14 protein-coding genes and 1 tRNA gene are annotated in these 17,925 nt (G+C 64.5%); 7 read left to right on the forward strand and 8 right to left on the reverse strand.

Translation table 11 applies throughout. The features are described from left to right. Positions 1 to 146: 146 nt before the first annotated feature. Positions 147 to 857 carry a fumarate/nitrate reduction transcriptional regulator Fnr gene (fnr, locus tag CTR55_RS16685; protein WP_253442556.1) on the reverse strand — a complete coding sequence of 237 codons (711 nt, stop codon included), beginning with the start codon at positions 855 to 857 and terminating at the stop codon, positions 147 to 149. Positions 858 to 1,183: 326 nt separating this feature from the next. On the opposite strand from fnr, the gene CTR55_RS16690 reads away from it, so the two are divergent. The 5 genes from CTR55_RS16690 (at position 1,184) to CTR55_RS16710 (ending at position 5,822) form a co-directional block, all read left to right on the forward strand. Then, positions 1,184 to 1,903, forward strand: a complete 720-nt coding sequence (locus tag CTR55_RS16690; RefSeq protein WP_296288002.1) for a hypothetical protein — start codon at positions 1,184 to 1,186, stop codon at positions 1,901 to 1,903. A gap of 107 nt (positions 1,904 to 2,010) precedes the next feature. After that, on the forward strand, positions 2,011 to 3,315 hold the full coding sequence (locus CTR55_RS16695) for an FAD-binding oxidoreductase (RefSeq protein ID WP_296287811.1): 1,305 nt from the start codon (positions 2,011 to 2,013) through the stop codon (positions 3,313 to 3,315). Between the two features lie 13 nt (positions 3,316 to 3,328). Continuing rightward, complete coding sequence (locus tag CTR55_RS16700; RefSeq protein WP_296287813.1) at positions 3,329 to 3,880, forward strand: XRE family transcriptional regulator; 552 nt, start codon at positions 3,329 to 3,331, stop codon at positions 3,878 to 3,880. Between the two features lie 73 nt (positions 3,881 to 3,953). Further along, the gene (locus tag CTR55_RS16705; RefSeq protein ID WP_296287814.1) at positions 3,954 to 5,303 is read left to right on the forward strand and encodes a glutamine synthetase family protein; all 1,350 of its coding nucleotides are present in this window, start codon (positions 3,954 to 3,956) and stop codon (positions 5,301 to 5,303) included. 360 nt (positions 5,304 to 5,663) lie between these two features. Continuing rightward, complete coding sequence (locus CTR55_RS16710) at positions 5,664 to 5,822, forward strand: YqaE/Pmp3 family membrane protein (protein ID WP_003084988.1); 159 nt, start codon at positions 5,664 to 5,666, stop codon at positions 5,820 to 5,822. On the opposite strand, the gene CTR55_RS16715 is transcribed toward CTR55_RS16710, so the two are convergent. The 4 genes from CTR55_RS16715 to CTR55_RS16730 form a co-directional block, all read right to left on the reverse strand. Further along, entirely contained in the window at positions 5,819 to 7,387 is a 1,569-nt protein-coding gene (locus tag CTR55_RS16715) for a PAS domain-containing methyl-accepting chemotaxis protein (RefSeq protein WP_296287816.1), read from the reverse strand. The two genes, CTR55_RS16710 and CTR55_RS16715, sit on opposite strands and share 4 nt — an antisense overlap. Further along, the gene (locus CTR55_RS16720; protein ID WP_296287818.1) at positions 7,384 to 9,564 is read right to left on the reverse strand and encodes an EAL domain-containing protein; all 2,181 of its coding nucleotides are present in this window, start codon (positions 9,562 to 9,564) and stop codon (positions 7,384 to 7,386) included. The genes CTR55_RS16715 and CTR55_RS16720 overlap by 4 nt, the downstream gene beginning before the upstream one ends. A gap of 164 nt (positions 9,565 to 9,728) precedes the next feature. Next, positions 9,729 to 10,052, reverse strand: a complete 324-nt coding sequence (locus CTR55_RS16725; RefSeq protein ID WP_296287820.1) for a hypothetical protein — start codon at positions 10,050 to 10,052, stop codon at positions 9,729 to 9,731. A gap of 446 nt (positions 10,053 to 10,498) precedes the next feature. After that, a complete protein-coding gene (locus tag CTR55_RS16730) occupies positions 10,499 to 10,984 on the reverse strand; it encodes a Bro-N domain-containing protein (protein ID WP_296287822.1) in 486 nt (161 codons plus the stop codon). Between the two features lie 471 nt (positions 10,985 to 11,455). On the opposite strand from CTR55_RS16730, the gene CTR55_RS16735 reads away from it, so the two are divergent. Together CTR55_RS16735 and nadS are read left to right on the forward strand one after the other, a co-directional pair. Continuing rightward, the gene (locus CTR55_RS16735; RefSeq protein WP_296287823.1) at positions 11,456 to 11,770 is read left to right on the forward strand and encodes a type II toxin-antitoxin system RelE/ParE family toxin; all 315 of its coding nucleotides are present in this window, start codon (positions 11,456 to 11,458) and stop codon (positions 11,768 to 11,770) included. Next, the gene (nadS, locus tag CTR55_RS16740; RefSeq protein WP_138213020.1) at positions 11,770 to 12,060 is read left to right on the forward strand and encodes a NadS family protein; all 291 of its coding nucleotides are present in this window, start codon (positions 11,770 to 11,772) and stop codon (positions 12,058 to 12,060) included. The genes CTR55_RS16735 and nadS overlap by 1 nt, the downstream gene beginning before the upstream one ends. 59 nt (positions 12,061 to 12,119) lie before the next feature. Here nadS and CTR55_RS16745 read toward each other — a convergent pair. The 3 genes from CTR55_RS16745 to rpoD form a co-directional block, all read right to left on the reverse strand. Next, a tRNA-Ile gene (locus tag CTR55_RS16745) sits at positions 12,120 to 12,196 on the reverse strand. 16 nt (positions 12,197 to 12,212) lie between these two features. Then, the gene (locus CTR55_RS16750) at positions 12,213 to 15,947 is read right to left on the reverse strand and encodes an EAL domain-containing protein (protein ID WP_296287825.1); all 3,735 of its coding nucleotides are present in this window, start codon (positions 15,945 to 15,947) and stop codon (positions 12,213 to 12,215) included. Positions 15,948 to 16,051: 104 nt separating this feature from the next. After that, the gene (gene rpoD, locus CTR55_RS16755; protein ID WP_296287827.1) at positions 16,052 to 17,905 is read right to left on the reverse strand and encodes an RNA polymerase sigma factor RpoD; all 1,854 of its coding nucleotides are present in this window, start codon (positions 17,903 to 17,905) and stop codon (positions 16,052 to 16,054) included. Between the last annotated feature and the right edge of the window lie 20 nt (positions 17,906 to 17,925).

Below are 17,925 nucleotides of genomic sequence, written 5' to 3' on the forward strand. Positions count from 1 at the left end.
CGCTCAGAGGAGGCGGCGGCCAGCGCGCGATCGTGGGCTGTTCGCGAGCAAGCTCGCTCCTACAAAGAGCAGCTTGGCGCAAGGCGCCAGACCAACGCCGAACCTGTAGGAGCGAGCTTGCTCGCGAACCCCGTCCCACAAAAAACTCAAAGCTCGACTTCACCCCCGGCCAGTGCGCATAGCTCGGTGAAATCGACGATCTCCGTCTCCCGCCCATCCACCCGGATCAATCCGTGCTTCTGCAGGCGGGTGAAGCTGCGCGACACCGTTTCCACCGCCAGCCCCAGGTAATCGCCGATCTCGTTGCGCGACATGCTCAGGCGGAAGCGCGTGGCAGAGAAGCCGCGTTCGCGGAAGTGCGCAGAAATGTTCAGCAGGAAGGCGGCGATGCGCGAGTCCGAATTCAGCCGCGACAGCAGCAGTTTCATTTGCTGATCCTCGCGGATCTTGCGGCTCATCATCAGCATGATCTGATGCGACAGGCCGGGAATCTGCAGTGACAGCTCCTCCAGCTGGTTGAACGGAATCTCGCTGCACAGCGTGCTTTCCAGCGCCTGCGCCGACACCGGGTAGCTGCCTTCGCCCATGCCGGAAAAGCCGAAGATCTCGGTGGCGAAGTAGAAGCCGGTGATCTTCTCCAGGCCCTGTTCATTGGTGGTAAAGGTCTTGATCGAACCGGAGCGCACCAGGTACACGCTGTGGAACGGGTCGCCCTGGCGGAACACGAAGTCCCCTTTATGCAGCAAGTGTCCCGGCTTGATGATCGCCTCCAGCTCCATGACCTTGTCGTCGCTCAGGGTCGGCGGCGCCAGCCGGCAGTTCTTGCAGTACGGTTGCGGTTTGATCATCTGATTCATCCCTATCCCCATGCGCCACGCGCGCAATTCAGCGGTTTTCGGGCGCATTGCCCCCTTGTAGAACCATAGCAATTGCCAGCCATCTGTCATCCGTCGAATCGCCGGTCGGGAAGCTGGCCAATGGATTTTTCATACCGGCTTGACCCTTTCTTCACCGCGCCGACCGCAGTCTCCACGCCCACGCACCTGGGGCCATTGGGGGAGACCACAGGAACTCCGGGGTGCTACGACGCGACCCGTCGGAAGGACGCGCGTCGATCCCGCTCATTTCCGGAGACCCACCCGTGAACAACAAATTGCCACAGATCACCCTGGCCTTCTGGGTGATGAAGATCTGCGCCACCACCCTGGGGGAAACCGCCGGCGACCTGCTGTCGATGACCCTCAACGTCGGCTATGCGATCAGCTCGCTGATCCTCATCAGCCTGTTCCTCGTCACCCTGGTTGGCCAGCTCACCAGCAAGCGCTATGTGCCCTGGCTGTACTGGCTGGTGATCCTTTCCACCAGCACCGCCGGCACCACCATGTCCGACTTCATGGATCGCACACTGGGCCTGGGCTATGCCAGTGGCTCGGCGATCCTGGTCAGCATCCTGGTGGCGATCTTCGCGACCTGGCGCTTGAGCGGCACCTCGCTGTCGGTGGACAACATCCGCAGCTTCAAGGGCGAGATGTTCTACTGGATCGCCATCCTCTTCTCCAACACCCTGGGCACCGCGCTGGGCGACTTCCTCGCCGACGACTCCGGCCTGGGCTTCGCCGGCGGCGCGCTGCTGATAGGCAGCCTGATAGCTGTGGTGGTGCTGCTGCACTACTTCACCAAACTGTCCTCGGTACTGCTGTTCTGGGTGGCCTTCGTATTGACCCGGCCGTTCGGCGCCACCCTGGGCGACTTCCTGACCAAGCCTCTCGAGAAAGGCGGGCTGGACTTCGGCACCATCGGCTCTTCGGCCATCCTCGCCGGCGTCCTGGTAGCGCTGGTGGTATTGGTCAGCATGCGCCAGAAGCGCGAGGAGTCGTCCGCTACGGCGGTGCTGTCCTCCTGACGGATTGAAGTGCAGCCCGTCTTGCTGAAATCGAGATGGGCTAGCCTTGTGAAATTTGTTCTGTTATTTTTCATGAAAAATAATCAGAACAATTTCACGAGGTAGCGATGTTCCTGCGTTCGAGCGAGCCAGTCGGCACCTACTACGCCGGCACCAACCCCGAGCTGATCCAGCCACGCGAAGCTCTTCGCGAACCGCTGGAGTGCGAAGTCCTGGTGATCGGAGCCGGGTTCAGCGGCCTGCACACAGCGCTGCAACTGGTCGAAGGTGGCCGTCAGGTCTGCATGATCGAGGCCAGCCGCATCGCCTGGGCCGCCTCCGGGCGCAACGGCGGGCAGGCATTGCCGGGCTGGTCCAGCGACCTCGGTCCGATCGAAGACGACCTCGGCCACGAAGGTGCGCTGCGCCTGTGGCAGGGCATGCTCTGGGCCGCCCACGAACTGCGCGACCTGCCGCAACGCCACGGCTTCGACTGTGACTACCGCATCGGCCACCTGTGGACCGCCGTACTGCAACGCCGGGTCGGCTCGCTCTACGATTGGCAGGCGGAAGCCAATCGCCGTTGGGGCTATGAAGGCCTGCAATTCATCCCCCGTGAAGACCTGCCGCAGTGGATCGCCAGCGACCGCTACCAGGCCGGCCTCTACGATCCGCACTCCGCTCACCTGAACCCGCTGAAGCTCGCCTATGGCCTGGCGGACGCCATCGAACGCGCCGGTGGCCGTATCTTCGAGCAGACCCGCGCACTGAGCTTCCGCGAGAGCGGCAACGGCTATGAAGTGACGACCGAACTTGCTAATGGCGAGCGGGGCAGTGTGCGCTGTGCCTCCCTGGTGCTGGCCTGCAACGCCTACATCGACGGGCTCGACCGCGACGTCTCCGAGCGCATCCTGCCGGTGGGCACCTACCAGGTCGCCACCGCGCCACTGGGTGAAGAACTGGCGCGCTCGCTGCTGCCGAAAAACTGCTGCGTCACCGACAATCAGTTCGTCCTCGACTACTTCCGCCTGACCCCCGATCATCGCTTGCTGTTCGGCGGCGGCTGCACTTATCTGGGCGGCATGCCCTCGGACATCCGCGCCGCCACGCGGCCTTATGTCGAGCGGGTATTCCCGCAGCTCAAGGGCGTGGAGCTGGAGTACGCCTGGGGCGGGCACATCGACTGCAGCATGCGGCGCACTCCGGACATCGGCCGGCGCGGCGATCTCTACTGGCTGCAGGGTTACTCCGGCCACGGCGTGCTGCCGAGCCTCGCCGCCGCCCACGCGGTGAGCGAAGCCATGTTCGGCCGCAGCGACGAGCTTGACCTCTATCAAAGCATCCGCAATCCCGGGTTCCCCGGTGGCCAGCGCTTCGCCGCGCCACTGGAAGCCGCCGGCAAGGCCTGGTATCGATTGCGGGATTTCATCTGAATCGGATATCGCCATGACCCAGACGGTTACCAACGAACACCTTGCCACGCTGATCCGCGACCTGCGCAAGCACAAGGATCTCACCCTGGGCGAGCTGGCTGAGCAGATCGGCCGCTCGGTGGGCTTCCTGTCCCAGGTCGAGCGTGGTCTGTCGCAACCGACCGTCGCCGACCTCACCGCGATCAGCGAAGCCCTGGGCGTGCCGACGACCTACTTCTACGCCGGCGAAACCCGCCGCGAGCGCGACTGGGTCACCCGGCCGAACGACCGCCGAACCCTGTACTACGCAGGCGGCATCACCGACATCCTCGCCTCGCCGAACATGTCCGGTGGCTTCTCCATGCTCGACAGCATCCTCGCCCCTGGCGCCACCAGCGGCGAAGGCCACCTGAACGACAGCTCGGAGCAGGGCGGTTTCGTCCTCGAAGGCGAGCTGACCCTCTGGTACGAGGACGACACCATCACCCTGCACGCCAACGACAGTTTCCAGCTGCCGCCGCACAGCCAGTTCCGCTACGGCAACCTCACCGACAAACCAACAAGGGTGCTCTGGATCTTCACCTGATTTCCCAAGCCAGCCCGCGAGGGTTGGTTTAGGAAAACGATCCAGCCGCGCCCCGCACAAAGGCCCTGAGAAAATGAACCGCCCGATGCACCCCGACCTGCTCAGCGAAGTCCGCACCTTCCGCCAGCAATACCCGGACATCCGTTACGTCGACCTGATCTGCCTGGACATTCCCGGCCACTTCTACGGCAAGCGCTACCCCGTGGACATGCTCGAGAAAGTCGCCGCTGGCAGCCCCCTGAAACTGCCGCAGAACTGCGTGCTGCTGGGCGTGCAGGGCGGCCTTCACCCCATCGGCGACTACTGCTTCAACGACGGCGACCCGGATGCGCCACGCCGGCTGATCCCCGGTTCGCTCAAGCCGGTGCGCTGGGAGAACCAGCCGCTGGGGCAGATGCTGATCAGCTCCGACGGCACCGAAGCGCCCATCGAGTTCGAGCCGCGCGAAGTGCTCGCCCGCGTCATGCAGCGCCTGGAATCCAAGGGCATTCGCCCGGTGGTGGCCTTCGAGCTGGAGTTCTACCTGTTCGACAAGAAGCTCGACGCCGGCCTGCCGCAGTACCCGCGCGACCCGCTGTGCGACGACGAGGATGACCAGCCGAACATGCACATCGAGCGCCTCTCGCGCTTCTCCGATGTGCTCCATGAAATCGTCGAAGCCTCCCGCGAGCAGGGCGTGGACGCCAACGTCATCACCGCCGAAATCGGCCCGGGCCAGTTCGAGATCAACTTCGCCCACTGCGACGACGGCCTGCACGCTGCCGACCAGGCCGCGCTGTTCACCCGCGCCACCCGTGGCGTGGCGCTCAAGCACGGACACCGCGCCAGTTTCATGAGCAAACCGTACCTGCACGCGCCGGGCAGCGGCATGCACGTCCACGTCAGCCTCTATGACCGCGACGGCAACAACCTGCTGGAGCGCGACAACCAACAGGCCCTGCGCCATGCCGTGGCCGGCTGCCTGGAGCTGCTGCCGCACTGCATGCCGATCTTCGCCGCCAACCACAACGCCTACCGCCGCTACGGCTCCCGCGTGAACGCGGCGAGCAAGGCCAGTTGGGGCTTCGAGGACCGCGATGCGTGCATCCGCATTCCCGAATCCGATGGCAGGAACCTGCGTATCGAGCACCGCCTGGCCGGCGCCGATGCCAACCCGTACCTGGTGCTCGCGGCGATCCTCACCGGCATGGAACACGGCCTGGAAGCCCGCCAGGAACCGATCCCGCCGCTGAACGAAGACCGCTCCAGCGGCATCGACTTCCCCCGCGACATGCTCGGCGCCGTCGCCGAGATGGAAGACCACCCGGTGGTCAAGGAAGGCCTGGGCAGTGAGTTTGTCTTCGTCTACTGCGAGAACAAGCGCCACGACCACCTGGACTTCATGAACGAAGTCAGCGCGCGGGAGTACCGCTGGTTCCTCTGAGGGCCCGAGGCCAAGCCGATGTCTGGGTTTTGTAGGAGCGAGGGGGACGCCATCGTCATTGCTCGCGAACAGCTCCGCAGCGGGGCCAGGTTCGCGAGCAAGCTCGCTCCTACGAAAAGCCGAGGTCCCCGGCGAACGCTAATCCCGACGCCATGCCGGACGGCTCCCTCTCCCTCTGGGAGAGCGTTGGGGTGAGGGCGACTCACGCACGGACTTCACTTGTAGGAGCGGGCCATGCCCGCGATCGCGTCCATGGGACGCTCCTACAGGTGAGCGTCGTAGCCAGCCAGATTCTCTGAACCCGCTCCGCTGCCGGGCGGTCCACTCCATGCAAGAGGCAATCTCACAAGGAGCCACCGCATGGACCTCATCCGCATCCTCATCGCCATCCTTCTGCCGCCGCTGGGCGTGTTCCTCCAGGTCGGTTTCGGCGGCGCGTTCTGGCTCAACATCCTGCTGACGCTGCTTGGCTACATCCCCGGCATCGTCCACGCCGTGTACATCATCGCCAAACGTTAACCCGCTCGGCTCCCCGCCCAGAAATGCTCCGCCAGCATCCGCAGCTCCGCCGCCAGTTCCGCCATGCGCGCTGCGCTGCGCTGGCAGGTGCCTACCTTCTCTGCGTTGCTGTCGGCCGAGCCTCTTATTGCGTGCAGGCTGCGCTGCACGTCCTCGCTGGCGGCGCCTTGCTCCTCGATAGCCTCGGCAATCTCCAGGCTCATGCGCTGGATCGCCGAGACCTGTTCACTGATGCGCTCCAGCGTGTCTGCCGCCTGGCCGGCCTGCGCCAGGCTGGCCACTGCCTGATCGCAGCAGTGCCATAGCGCGCGCACCGAGTCTTCCGCGCCCTGCTGGAGGTTGCCGACCAGCGACTGGATATCCCGCGCGGAAGTCTCCGTGCGCGAAGCCAGCGCCCGCACCTCATCGGCGACTACCGCAAAACCGCGCCCGCTTTCCCCGGCGCGCGCGGCCTCAATGGCGGCGTTGAGCGCCAGCAGGTTGGTTTGCCCGGCGACATCGCGGATCACCTCGAGCATCCGCGATATAGCCTCGCTGTGTTCCTTCTGCTGCTCCACCGCGGTGCTCGCTGCGCGCACGCCGGCTTCCAGCGCGGCGAGTTGCCCGCGCGTGCCGTGCACGTCCTCATGCCCGGATTGGGTGATGCGCTCGCTGCACTGCGCGGCGACCGCGCTGTGCTGGGCGTGACGAGCAACCTCCTGAACACTCTGCGCCAGTTGCTGCATGGCGCTGGCGACCTGCTCCGTTTCGCGCTGCTGCAACTGCGAAGCGGCGCTGCCGCCGGCCATGGCATCGGCCAGCGCGGCAGAGTGTTCGGCGAGTTGCTGCGAGGCGTCTGCCATGCGCCCGACCACGGCGGCGGTCTCCGCTTCCAGCATGCGGAAGGCGAAATCCAGCTCGCCGAATTCGTCCGCGCGGCCCGAGTAGAGCTGCTGGCTCAGCGGGTTGTCGGCGATCTTCCGCGCCCGCGCAAGTAGCGCCCCGAGCGGTTGCAGGCGCAGCACCAGCCAAGCGCCGGAAGCGCCCAGCGCCAGCAGGAAGGCCAACGCCGTGAGCTTGGGCAACAGCAGCGCGAGGAGGGCACCGCCGGCCTGCGCCAGCAGCAAACCGAGCAGCAGTTGCGGCACCAACGGCAGGCGCCGGCGTGCCGGCTTCGCCCCTTCGCGCATACGCGCATACAGGCGCTCCGCCGCGTCGATCTGCTCCGCGCCGGGACGGGTGCGTACCGACTGATACTCCGCCACCTTGCCGCCATGGCAGATCGGCGTGACGAAGGCGCTGACCCAGTAGTGGTCACCGTTCTTGCAGCGGTTCTTCACCAGGCCCATCCAGCTGCGCCCGGCCTGCAGGGTCTGCCAGAGATGGGCGAAGGCGGCGGGCGGCATGTCCGGATGGCGTACGCGGTTGTGGTTGAAGCCCACCAGTTCTTCGGCCTCGAAGCCGCTGATCCTGAGGAAGTCCGGGTTCACATGGGTGACCGCGCCCTTGAGGTTCGTGGTGGAGAGGATGTTGGCGTTGAGTGGCACATCCACCTGGCGCCCGGTGATCGGCAGGTTCTGCTTCATCGCTGGTGCTCCAGGCGCGTCTGGAAAAGTTGCTCCGGCGCCAGCGGCTTGCTGAACAGGAAGCCCTGGGCGTGACGACAGCCTTCGGCGCGCAGGAAGTCGAGGTGTTCCTGGCGCTCGACACCCTCGGCCACCACTTCCAGGCCAAGGCTGTGCCCCAGGCCGATAATGGCCCGGCAGATGGCGCTGAGCTCCGGGTCGTCCGGCACGCGGGTGATGAAGCTGCGGTCGACCTTGAGGATGTGCAGCGGGTAGCGCTTGAGATAGCCCAGCGAGGAATAGCCGGTGCCGAAATCATCCAGCGCCAGGCGCACGCCCTCGGCGGCCAGCTCGCGCAGGCAGGCGAGGGTTTCCGCGCCGTCCTGCATCAGCAGGCTTTCGGTGATCTCCAACACCAGGCTGCGTGGCGACAGGCCGCTCTCGGCGAGAATCTGCTGCACCCGCGCGGCGAAGCCCGGCTGCTGCAACTGCCGGCTCGACAGGTTGACCGAGCAGTACAGGTTGCGATGCCCCTGGCTCTGCCACAGCGCCGTCTGCCGGCAGGCCTGGCGTAGCACCCAGTCGCCGACCGGGACGATCTCGCCGGACTCCTCCAGCGCCGGAATGAAGTCCAGCGGCGACACCGATTCGCCGTTGTGCTTCCAGCGCAGCAGCACTTCCACCGCCTCCCAGTGCGGCGAGTCGCGGTCCAGGCGGACGATGGGCTGGTAGTGCAGGCTGAACTCGTCGCGGCGCAAGGCTTGTGCCAGTGCGCTTTCCAGGTCGAGCCGGCGTTGTGCCTCGGCCTGCAACTCCAGGCTGAAACGCGCGTACTGCGCCTTGCCGGCCTCCTTGGCGCGGTACAGCGCGAGGTCGGCGGCCTGCAGGGTGTCGATGGCCTGGCCGTCGGTCATCAGCCCGGTGATGCCGATGCTGGCGCTGACCACCAGCGTGCGGCCGTCCACGTGCAGCGGTTGGCGCAGGCAATCGAGCATGCGCTGCGCGACCTGCTCGGCGTCGACCAGGCTGGCGAGGTCGTCCAGCAGCACGACGAACTCGTCGCCGCCAAAGCGCGCCAGGTGATCGCCAGGCCGCAGGCAGCGCAGCAGGCGCTGGGAAACTTCCACCAGCACGCGGTCGCCGACGGCGTGACCGAGGCTGTCGTTGATCAGTTTGAAGCGGTCCAGGTCGATGAACAGCAGGCCCGCCTCGCGCGCGCCGGGGCGGCGCTGACGCATCAGGGCTTGTTGCAGCAGCTCGTCCAGGCGCAGGCGGTTGCCCAGGCCGGTGAGCGGGTCGTGTCGCGCTGCATGGCTGAGTTGGTGCTCGCTGGCCTTGTGCTGGCTGATGTCGGTCTGCGAGCCGGCCATGCGCCCATCGGTGACCACGCCGCGCGCCAGCACCCAGAGGTAATTGCCGTCGCGCTGGCGGATACGGTACTCGTGGCTGAGCAGCGCGCTGCTGCCGCGCAGGTGCGCGTCGATGGCCTTGCGCAGGCCGGGCAGGTCGTCCGGGTGCACGCGGGCGAACCAACTGGTGCTGCCTTCGCCGAGGTTGTCGCGGCTCAGGCCGAGCATGCGCGCCCAGCGTTCGGAGACGTAGAGGCGATCGTTACCCAGGTCCCAGTCCCAGATACCGTCGTTGGCACCACGCAGGGCGCGGGCATAGCGGGCTTCGCTGTCCTCCAGCGCCTGGCGTTGGGCGGCGCCGTAGGTGTCGATGGCCAGCGACATGTCGAAGAACACCCGCTTGAGCAGGCTGGCGTAGGTCTTGGCTTCCGGGGCGTCGCCCATCAGGTCGGCGAGCATCTGGTCCAGGTACAGGCGGTAGGCGCCCATGTACCACTTCAGCTCGACGCCGACCTGCTGGTGCACCAGCCCGATGCGCAGGCGGTCGCGTACGTAAGCGGCGTCCTGCGGGGCATCCCACAGCTGGCGGTAGTATTCGAACTGGCTGCATTTCAACCGCGCCAGCGTCGCCGGCTCGGCGAGGATCGCTCCCAGCGGCGGGTAGTCGCGCAGGTGATCGTAGAGCTGCTCGATGAAGCGCTGGTGGCAGCGCTCCAGTTCGGCGGCGCGGCCGTGGAGATGGCAGCCATCCTCCTCGCGCCACTGCAGGTAACTCAGGCGCTGATCGACTTCCATCGTCGACAGGCCGATGCGCTCGAGCACGCTCTCGAGCTTCGGTCCCAGGCCCATGTTCGGCTCCTTGCGGGTCTGCTGTTTTTGTCGGGCATGAAAAAAGCGCCGGCTCGTCGGCCAGTCGAAATCGACGGCGACAAACTCGGCGCTTTGTCTTGCAGGCCCACAAGTCCTGCCCGGCAAAGCCAGCCTCCGCAACGCGGAACGCGGCTGGAAGTCTTTTACACCAGGGAGCGCGGGCCCGACAACTCCTGCAACGCGCCACTCAGCCGCTGGCGTAACTCGCCCAGTTCGCGGGAGCGGAAGGCATGGCGGGTTCGTTCCAGCACGCCGATGGTGTCGGCCAGCAGTGCCAGCAAACGCGCTGAGTCGCTCAAAGGCGCGTCCTTGAACCATCGGCACAGCGGCGCCTGCTCGCAACTGCAGGGTCCTTCCATCACCGCGCAGGGCAGCTCATAGGCCGCCAGCAGCGCGCGAACCTGGCGCGCTAACGCCGGGTCCTGGGAAGTGACCAGCAACTGGACTGGATACCGGTGGAGAGTCATGAGGGGCTCACTCATATCAGGGATATGCCAATCTAATGGCTAGTGGCTATCTGATATTGACCCCTGTCATCTCCGCGCGGCGCCCACGTCAGATGGTCGACGGTTGGTGTGAAGTGGCTCTCATTGCGGTGCCGGTAAATTGCCAGGAACGCGCGGTAAACGTAGGGCGCATAACCTGGAACAGGTTATCCGCCATACCCTTGGCGGCGGATAACGCTGGCGCGTTATGCGCCCTACAGGCTGGGAGAGCAGGCAAATCGTGCCAGCTGACGCCGGGATTTCATCCTGCTCCGACCGGTCCCCTCTCCCGCTTGCGGGAGAGGGCTAGGGTGAGGGGCCTTTGATCCTGTAGCAGCGGACCTTGTCCGCGAAGCTCATTGGGTTGGGGCGTGAAGCGATGGGTATCGCTTCGCTCCACGCCATCCTACGAGGTGCATTCCTCTGGATCAGTGCAGCGAGCGCACCTGGTTTTCCATGATGCGCACCGCATCAGTCCAACGCACCCAGACCTTGCCCTGCCAATCCATCACGCTAGTCGGCTGGCCTTCGATCTGCTCCATACGCCGGCGCGGCAGGTGCGGGTTGTTCTGCTGCGCATCGCGCAGGGCCGGCAACACCTCAGTGCTGATCCATTGCCGCAGGCTGCGATTCTCCGGATGGTAGAAGTGCACCAGCAGCAGCGCGTAGAGGCCGCTTTCACTGACCAGGTAGAGCTTATCTTCGCAGCCTGCGAGGCGCTCATGACGAAGCTGATCCGGATCGAGCTTGCTGGTCACCCGCTCGCCGAGATGACTGTTGGTCAGCTTGGCCAGATCACGCAGGACGAACCACGCCTGGCGCTCGATGAGCAGCCCGCGCAGACGACGGTTGTAGCGTTGGAACACCGTGGGAATCAGGCCTTCGTCGGCCGATAGCGAATCGGAAAACTTCATGCTGTCTCTCCATGTACGTCCAGAAGCCGCCGCCCGAACAACCACAGAGGGAGGCGGACCGTGCAAGGGTGGAATACCGAGACACACGAGAAGCTCGGCCGAGCCGAAGCCCGCCTTACACGGTCCGCCATGGACTGCCGGAAGACGTCGACCTCTTACAGCCTGCGTCTGCCGCCATGGCGTGTGTATGCAACTCGTATGTCTTCAGGATTCCACTCCTGGCCACGGCGAACCGTGGCAGACGAAACGCTACTCAGAGCCCTTGTAGGACAGCAACGCAGTTGCGGCGTAGGGCGATTCTTGATTTTCCGGCCTTTGCTCGAATGCACCATTTGCCATGGCGAAATACGCAGCCTGGGGCGGCGCAAGGACCAACGGATGCTCCACCGGTCCGATTCGATCTTGAGGCTGCAGGTTTGAATTCCTATAGTGAGGCTACGCCATTGGCGTAGTTCGCCTGGCAGGGATGTCATGATCTTCATCGAGACGACGGTTTTCACCGAAGACCTGCATGACCATCTGAGCGACGAGGAGTATCAGCAATTTCAGCAGCATCTCGCGGCGAATCCGGAGGCGGGTGACGTCATTGTGGGAACGGGCGGGCTACGCAAGGTGCGGTGGACCTGCGGAGGAAAGGGTAAGCGTGGAGGTGTGCGGGTGATTTACTACTACCTCTGTCTGGCCAGCCAGATTCGCCTGCTGCTGATCTACCGCAAGGGTGCCAAGGACAATCTTACGGAGCTGGAGAAAGGCTTGCTTCGCAAACTGAACCAAGGGTGGCAATGATGGAAAAGCGTCTCTTCGACCGGCTCGTCGAAAGCATGGAGCAAATGAACGAGATCGAGAGTGGTGCCCGCGAGCCCTCTCGGGTTTTCCACGTCGATGCATTTCAGGTGCGTAGCATCCGCAAGGCGACGGGCCTTTCCCAGGTAGCGTTCGCCCGGACAATCGACGTGGCGGTGGGCACATTGCGCAATTGGGAGCAGGGGCGCCGGGAGCCGGACGGTCCTGCAAGGGCGCTCCTGCGCGCGATCCATAATGATCCGGAGCATGTGCTCGCAGCGTTGCGCGAATAGACACTCGCGACGCCAGAAACGAAAAAGCCGCGCATTTGCGCGGCTTTTTGCTGAAAGGGTGGTGGGCCCACACGGACTTGAACCGTGGACCAAAGGATTATGAGTCCTCTGCTCTAACCAACTGAGCTATAGGCCCCCAGAAGGCGGGCGGATTATACCGGGGCGTTCTGGGTTGCGCCAACCGGATGCAGCGGGACCAGGAAGCGGTTGGCAAAGGCGTCGGCCGGTAGTGGGGCGCTCAAGGCGTAGCCCTGGATCTGGTCGCAGCCTTCGGCTTCGAGGAAGCGCTCCTGGGCTTCGTGCTCCACGCCTTCGGCGATCACCGTGAGGTTCATGCTGCGGCCCAGGGCAATGATGGCGCGGGTGATTGCGGCGTCGTGGGGGTCGTCTGGCAGGCCGTGGACGAAGGACTGGTCGATCTTCAGGGTGTCCAGCGGCAGTTGCTTCAGGTAGCTGAGCGAGGAATAGCCGGTGCCGAAGTCGTCGATGGCCAGCTGTACGCCCAGGTGCTTGAGGCTGTGCAGGATGGAGAGGGCTTCCTCGGTCTGGTGCATGAGGAAGCTTTCGGTGATTTCCAGCTGCAGGCGCGAGGACTGCAGGTTGTAGTGCGCGAGCAGTTCGCGGATGCGCTCCACCAGGTTGGTCTGGCGCAGTTGCGCGCCGGCCAAGTTGACCGAGAGCGGGCCGAATGCGGCGTGGCTGTCCTGCCAGTGGCTCATCTGCCGGCAGGCTTCGCGCAGTACCCAGTCGCCCAACGGCAGGATCAGGCCGTTTTCCTCGGCCAATGGAATGAAGCGGTCCGGAGATATCGCACCAAATTGCGGATGTTTCCAGCGGATCAGCGCTTCGGCGCCGACGAGCTGACCGGAACTGAGAGACAACTTGGGCTGGTAGTAGAGCTGCAGCTGGTCGCTCTCCAGGGCGCGGCGCAGTTCGTGTTCCAGGGCCATGCGTTCGGTGGCCTGGAAGGTCAGTTCGCGGGTGTAGAACTCGACGCGGTTGCGGCCCTGGGCCTTGGCCCGGTACATGGCGGCGTCGGCATTCTTGACCAGGGTGGCGACGTCGCCGCCGTCGGCAGGGTAGAGGCAGATGCCGATACTGGCGCTGACGAAGAATTCCTGTTCGCCGGCGATGAACGGTTTATCGAAGCAGAGCAGCAGTTTGTTCGCCACGTGCTCGGCGTCCAGGGCGTGGTGCAGGCCAGGCAGCAGGATGATGAATTCGTCGCCGCCCTGGCGGGCCACGGTGTCGACGTCGCGCAACTGCTCGCGCAGCCGGGTGGAGATGGATTTCAGCAGCAGGTCGCCGACCGGGTGGCCGAGGCTGTCGTTGATGTGCTTGAAGCGGTCGAGGTCGAGGAACAGCACGGCGCCCTGGTGATTGTCTTCCTGGGCTTCCTTGAGTGAGGCGTTCAGCCGGCTTTCGAACAGCAGGCGGTTGGGCAGGCCGGTAAGCGGGTCGTGGTGAGCCTGGTAGTCGAGACGAGCCTGGGCGTACTTGAGGGTGGAGATGTCGGCGAACACGCCGACGTAGTGCGAGACCTCGCCGTCGGGGTTGCGCACGGCGCTGACGGTCAGCCACTCCGGATAGAGCTCCTGATTCTTCCGCCGGTTCCAGATTTCGCCCTGCCAGTGGCCTTCGGCATTGAGCTGGTGCCAGAGGGCAACGTAGAAGCTGCTGTCGTGCTGGCCGGAGGCGAGCAGGCGCGGTGAGCTGCCGAGCGCTTCCTGTTCGCTGTAGCCGGTGATTTCGCTGAACGCGCGGTTGACCGCGACTATCCGCTGGCGTGCGTCGGTGATCATCACGCCTTCGGCGGTGCTCTCGAACACGGTGGCGGCGAGCTGGAGCTTCTCCTGCATCTGCTGGCGTTCGGTGATGTCGCGGGCGATGGTCAGCATGCAGTCGTCGTTGCCGATGGTGATGCGGTGGGCGGACAACTCGCAGAGGCGCGGGCTTCCGTCGTGGGTGCGGATCTGCGCGGTGAAGTCCGGGGTGCTGGAGGTGCTATCGAGGATGCCAAGCAGTTTGCGGCGGTCTTCCGGGTCGGCCCACAGTTTCAGGTCGAGGGTGGAACGGTCGGCGGCTTCTTCGCGGCTGTAGCCGGTGATGCGGGTGAATCCGCGGTTCACTTCCACCAGCCGGCCGTCGCTGATGCGCGAGATGAGCATGCCGTCGGGGGATGCGTGGAAGGCCTTGGCGAATTTTTCTTCGGAGACGCGAAGCTGTTCCTGCGTCTCCTTGACCTGGGAGATGTTGCGCACCACCACGACCAGCGCTGGGGTGTCGTCGAGGACGATGTGCTGGGCCGAGAGCAGGGCGGTGAAGCGCGTGCCGTCGCGACGGTTGAGCGGGATCTCGACGTTGTTCAGCGGTTTGCCCTGCAGGCGCGCAAGCATCGCCGGGCCCATGCCCGGCTCGCCCCAGATACCCAGCTCGGTGGAGGTCTTGCCCAGGGCTTCGCTGGCAGGGATGCCGATCTGTTGTTCGAAGGTGCTGTTCACCGCCAGCAGTTGCCCGTCGACTCGGCGGGCGAGGACGATGATGTCCGGGCAGTGGTGGAACACCGAGGCGAACTTCTGTTCCGACAGGCGCAACGCTTGTTCGGTGTGCTTGGCCTCAGTGATGTCGATCATCAGGCCGCGCAGGATCAGGTCGTCGCCGTGCTGGATCAGCGTGACGATGTCGCGGATCCACACCACGCGGCCATCGGCCGCCAGCATGCGGTAGTCGAAGCTGTGATTGCGCCCGGCCTGGCTTTCGCTCACGCAGAAGTGAATGGCTTGCTCGGCGTCTTCCGGGTGCAGCGTGCGTTGCCAGAAGCCAGGTTCCAGCCAGTCCTTGATCGGGTAGCCGAGCAGCCGCTGGGCGTGGGGGGAAACATAGGTGAAGCGGTTTTCTGTCAGGCGCATTTCCCAGGCGATGGCGGTGAGGCTTTCCACCAGGCCGCGGTAGTGCTGTTCGCTGTCTCGCAGAGCCTGTTCGAGCTTCTCCCGGCGCTGCATCTCGCCGCGCAGGCGACGGTTCATGGTGAACAGTACCAGCAGGGTTATGGCGGTCAGCAGGGCGATGGGGACGGCAATTTCCAGGACTTCGCGCCACACCGAGCGGCGATCCAGCAGGCCGCCAACCCAGGGCGCCTGGAGGGTATCGATCTGCTCGACTGTCAGGTCGGCCAGGACTTTGTCGATGACGCCGGCAAATATCGCCTGGTCCTTCGGCACGGCCATTGCCAGTTGATAGCGGTAGGGCGTTTCGCCGCTGATCTGCAAGCCGTCGAGTTTGAGCTGGCGCAGATTCCAGACCGCAGAGGCAAGATCGCCGACGAACGCATCCACCTGCCCGGTGGCCAGGGCCTGCAGCCCCGCAGCGACGCTGGGCAAGGGTTGCAGATTCAGGTCGGGGTGCTTGGCGATCAACAGTTCGTGGGCCGCGTAATTGGCCACGACACCGACCTTGAGGCCGTAGAGCTCCTTGAGGCTGCCGGGAGCCGGGCCGTCCTTGCGGGCGAGGATGATAATCGGAAAGTCGAGGTAGGGGCGGGTGAAGGTCAGGTAGTCGAGACGCTTGGGCGTGGCCATGACGCCGGGCAGCAGGTCGATGCGGTTGTCGCGTGCCTGTTGCAGCACTTCGCTCCAGCTGGCCGGTTCGACCGGCTGCAACTGCACCTTGAGTTGCTGGCTGATGAGCTGCACGTAGCTGGCGGCGAGCCCCTGGTAGCGGCCGTCGGTATCGCGGAATTCAAAGGGTGGCCAGGAGGTGTCGATGCCCAGGCGCAGGCTGGGATGCTCCTGCAGCCATTGCTGCTCCTCGGGCGTGAGACTCAGGGCGCATGCCTGTCCTGCCCAGAATGCGAGGCACCACAGTAGAACTGCCAGCAGACGCGGCATGAGGGGCCTCATTCCAGGGGGGACTATGCCGAAGTGTAGACGTGGCACTTTGCCCGATGGAAGGCCCAAAGAAAAACCCCCGGTTTTTGGCCGGGGGTTCTTCGTCACTCGTCGAGGAAGGAGCGCAGGTGCTCGCTTCGCGACGGGTGGCGCAGCTTGCGCAGCGCCTTGGCTTCGATCTGGCGGATACGCTCACGGGTGACATCGAACTGCTTGCCGACTTCCTCGAGGGTGTGGTCGGTATTCATGTCGATGCCGAAGCGCATGCGCAGGACCTTGGCTTCGCGAGCGGTGAGGCCGGCGAGGACTTCGCGGGTGGCTTCCTTGAGGCTCTCGCTGGTCGCCACTTCGATCGGCGACTGCATGGTGGAGTCCTCGATGAAGTCGCCCAGGTGCGAGTCTTCGTCGTCACCGATCGGCGTTTCCATGGAGATCGGTTCCTTGGCGATCTTCAGGACCTTGCGGATCTTGTCTTCCGGCATGTCCATGCGTTCGCCCAGCTCTTCCGGGGTCGGTTCACGACCCATCTCCTGCAGCATCTGGCGGGAGATACGGTTGAGCTTGTTGATCGTCTCGATCATGTGCACCGGAATACGGATAGTGCGGGCCTGGTCGGCGATCGAACGGGTGATCGCCTGGCGAATCCACCAGGTGGCATAGGTCGAGAACTTGTAGCCGCGACGGTATTCGAACTTGTCCACCGCCTTCATCAGGCCGATGTTGCCTTCCTGGATCAGGTCGAGGAACTGCAGGCCGCGGTTGGTGTACTTCTTGGCGATGGAGATCACCAGACGCAGGTTCGCCTCCACCATCTCCTTCTTCGCACGACGGGCTTTCGCCTCGCCGATGGACATGGCGCGGTTGACGTCCTTGATCTCGGCAACGGTCAGCTGCGAGCTGGCTTCCAGGTCGACCAGCTTCTGCTGGTTGCGCAGGATGTCGTCACGCAGGCGCTCGATGGCCTCGGCGTACTTGGGCTTGCCCTTGAGTACGGCGTCGACCCAGGCGGTGTCGGTTTCGTGGCCGGGGAACTGGCGCAGGAAGTCGGCACGCGGCATGCGGGCATCCCGCACGCACAGTTGCATGATGGCGCGTTCCCCGCGGCGGACGCTGTCCAGCGAATCGCGGACCTTGGCGACCAGCACATCGAACTGCTTGGGCACCAGCTTGATCGGCATGAACAGTTCGGCCAGGGCAACCAGCTCCTCGGTCGCCTGCTTGCTGCCGCGACCGTGCTTCTTCAGAGCCTTCTTGGCTTTCTCGAGCTGCTCGGAAACGGCGCCGAAACGACGAGCGGCTTCTTCCGGATCCGGGCCGCCGTCGCCTTCTTCTTCCTCGCTATCGCCGTCGGACTCTTCGTCCTCTTCGTCCTTTTCCTTGTCCTTGGCTTCGGCGTCGTCTTTCAGACCGACCGGCTCGACTTCTTCGGCCGGCAGGCTGCCGTCATCGGGGTCGATGTAGCCGCTGAGGACATCCGACAGGCGGCCGCCTTCGGTGACGATGCGTTTGTATTCGTCGAGGATGCCGTCCACCGCGCCAGGGAACTGGGCGATGGCGCTCATGACTTCGCGGATGCCTTCCTCGATGCGTTTGGCGATTTCGATCTCGCCTTCGCGGGTCAGCAGTTCCACGGTACCCATTTCACGCATGTACATGCGCACCGGGTCGGTCGTACGGCCAACGTCGCTCTCTACCGCGGCAAGGGCGGCAGCGGCTTCTTCGGCGGCAGCTTCATCGGTATCGGTTTCCGCCAGCAACAGGGCATCCGCATCCGGGGCTGTCTCGAATACGTTGATCCCCATGTCGTTGATCATGCGGATGATGTCTTCTACCTGTTCCGGATCAGAGATATCCTCCGGCAGGTGGTCGTTGACCTCCGCGTAAGTCAGGTAACCCTGCTCACGACCACGGCTGATCAACTCTTTGAGACGAGATTGCTGTTGCGCTTTTCCGGACATAACACCCTATCCACTGAAGG

The organism is Pseudomonas sp., from assembly GCF_002796985.1.
GTDB lineage: Bacteria > Pseudomonadota > Gammaproteobacteria > Pseudomonadales > Pseudomonadaceae > Pseudomonas.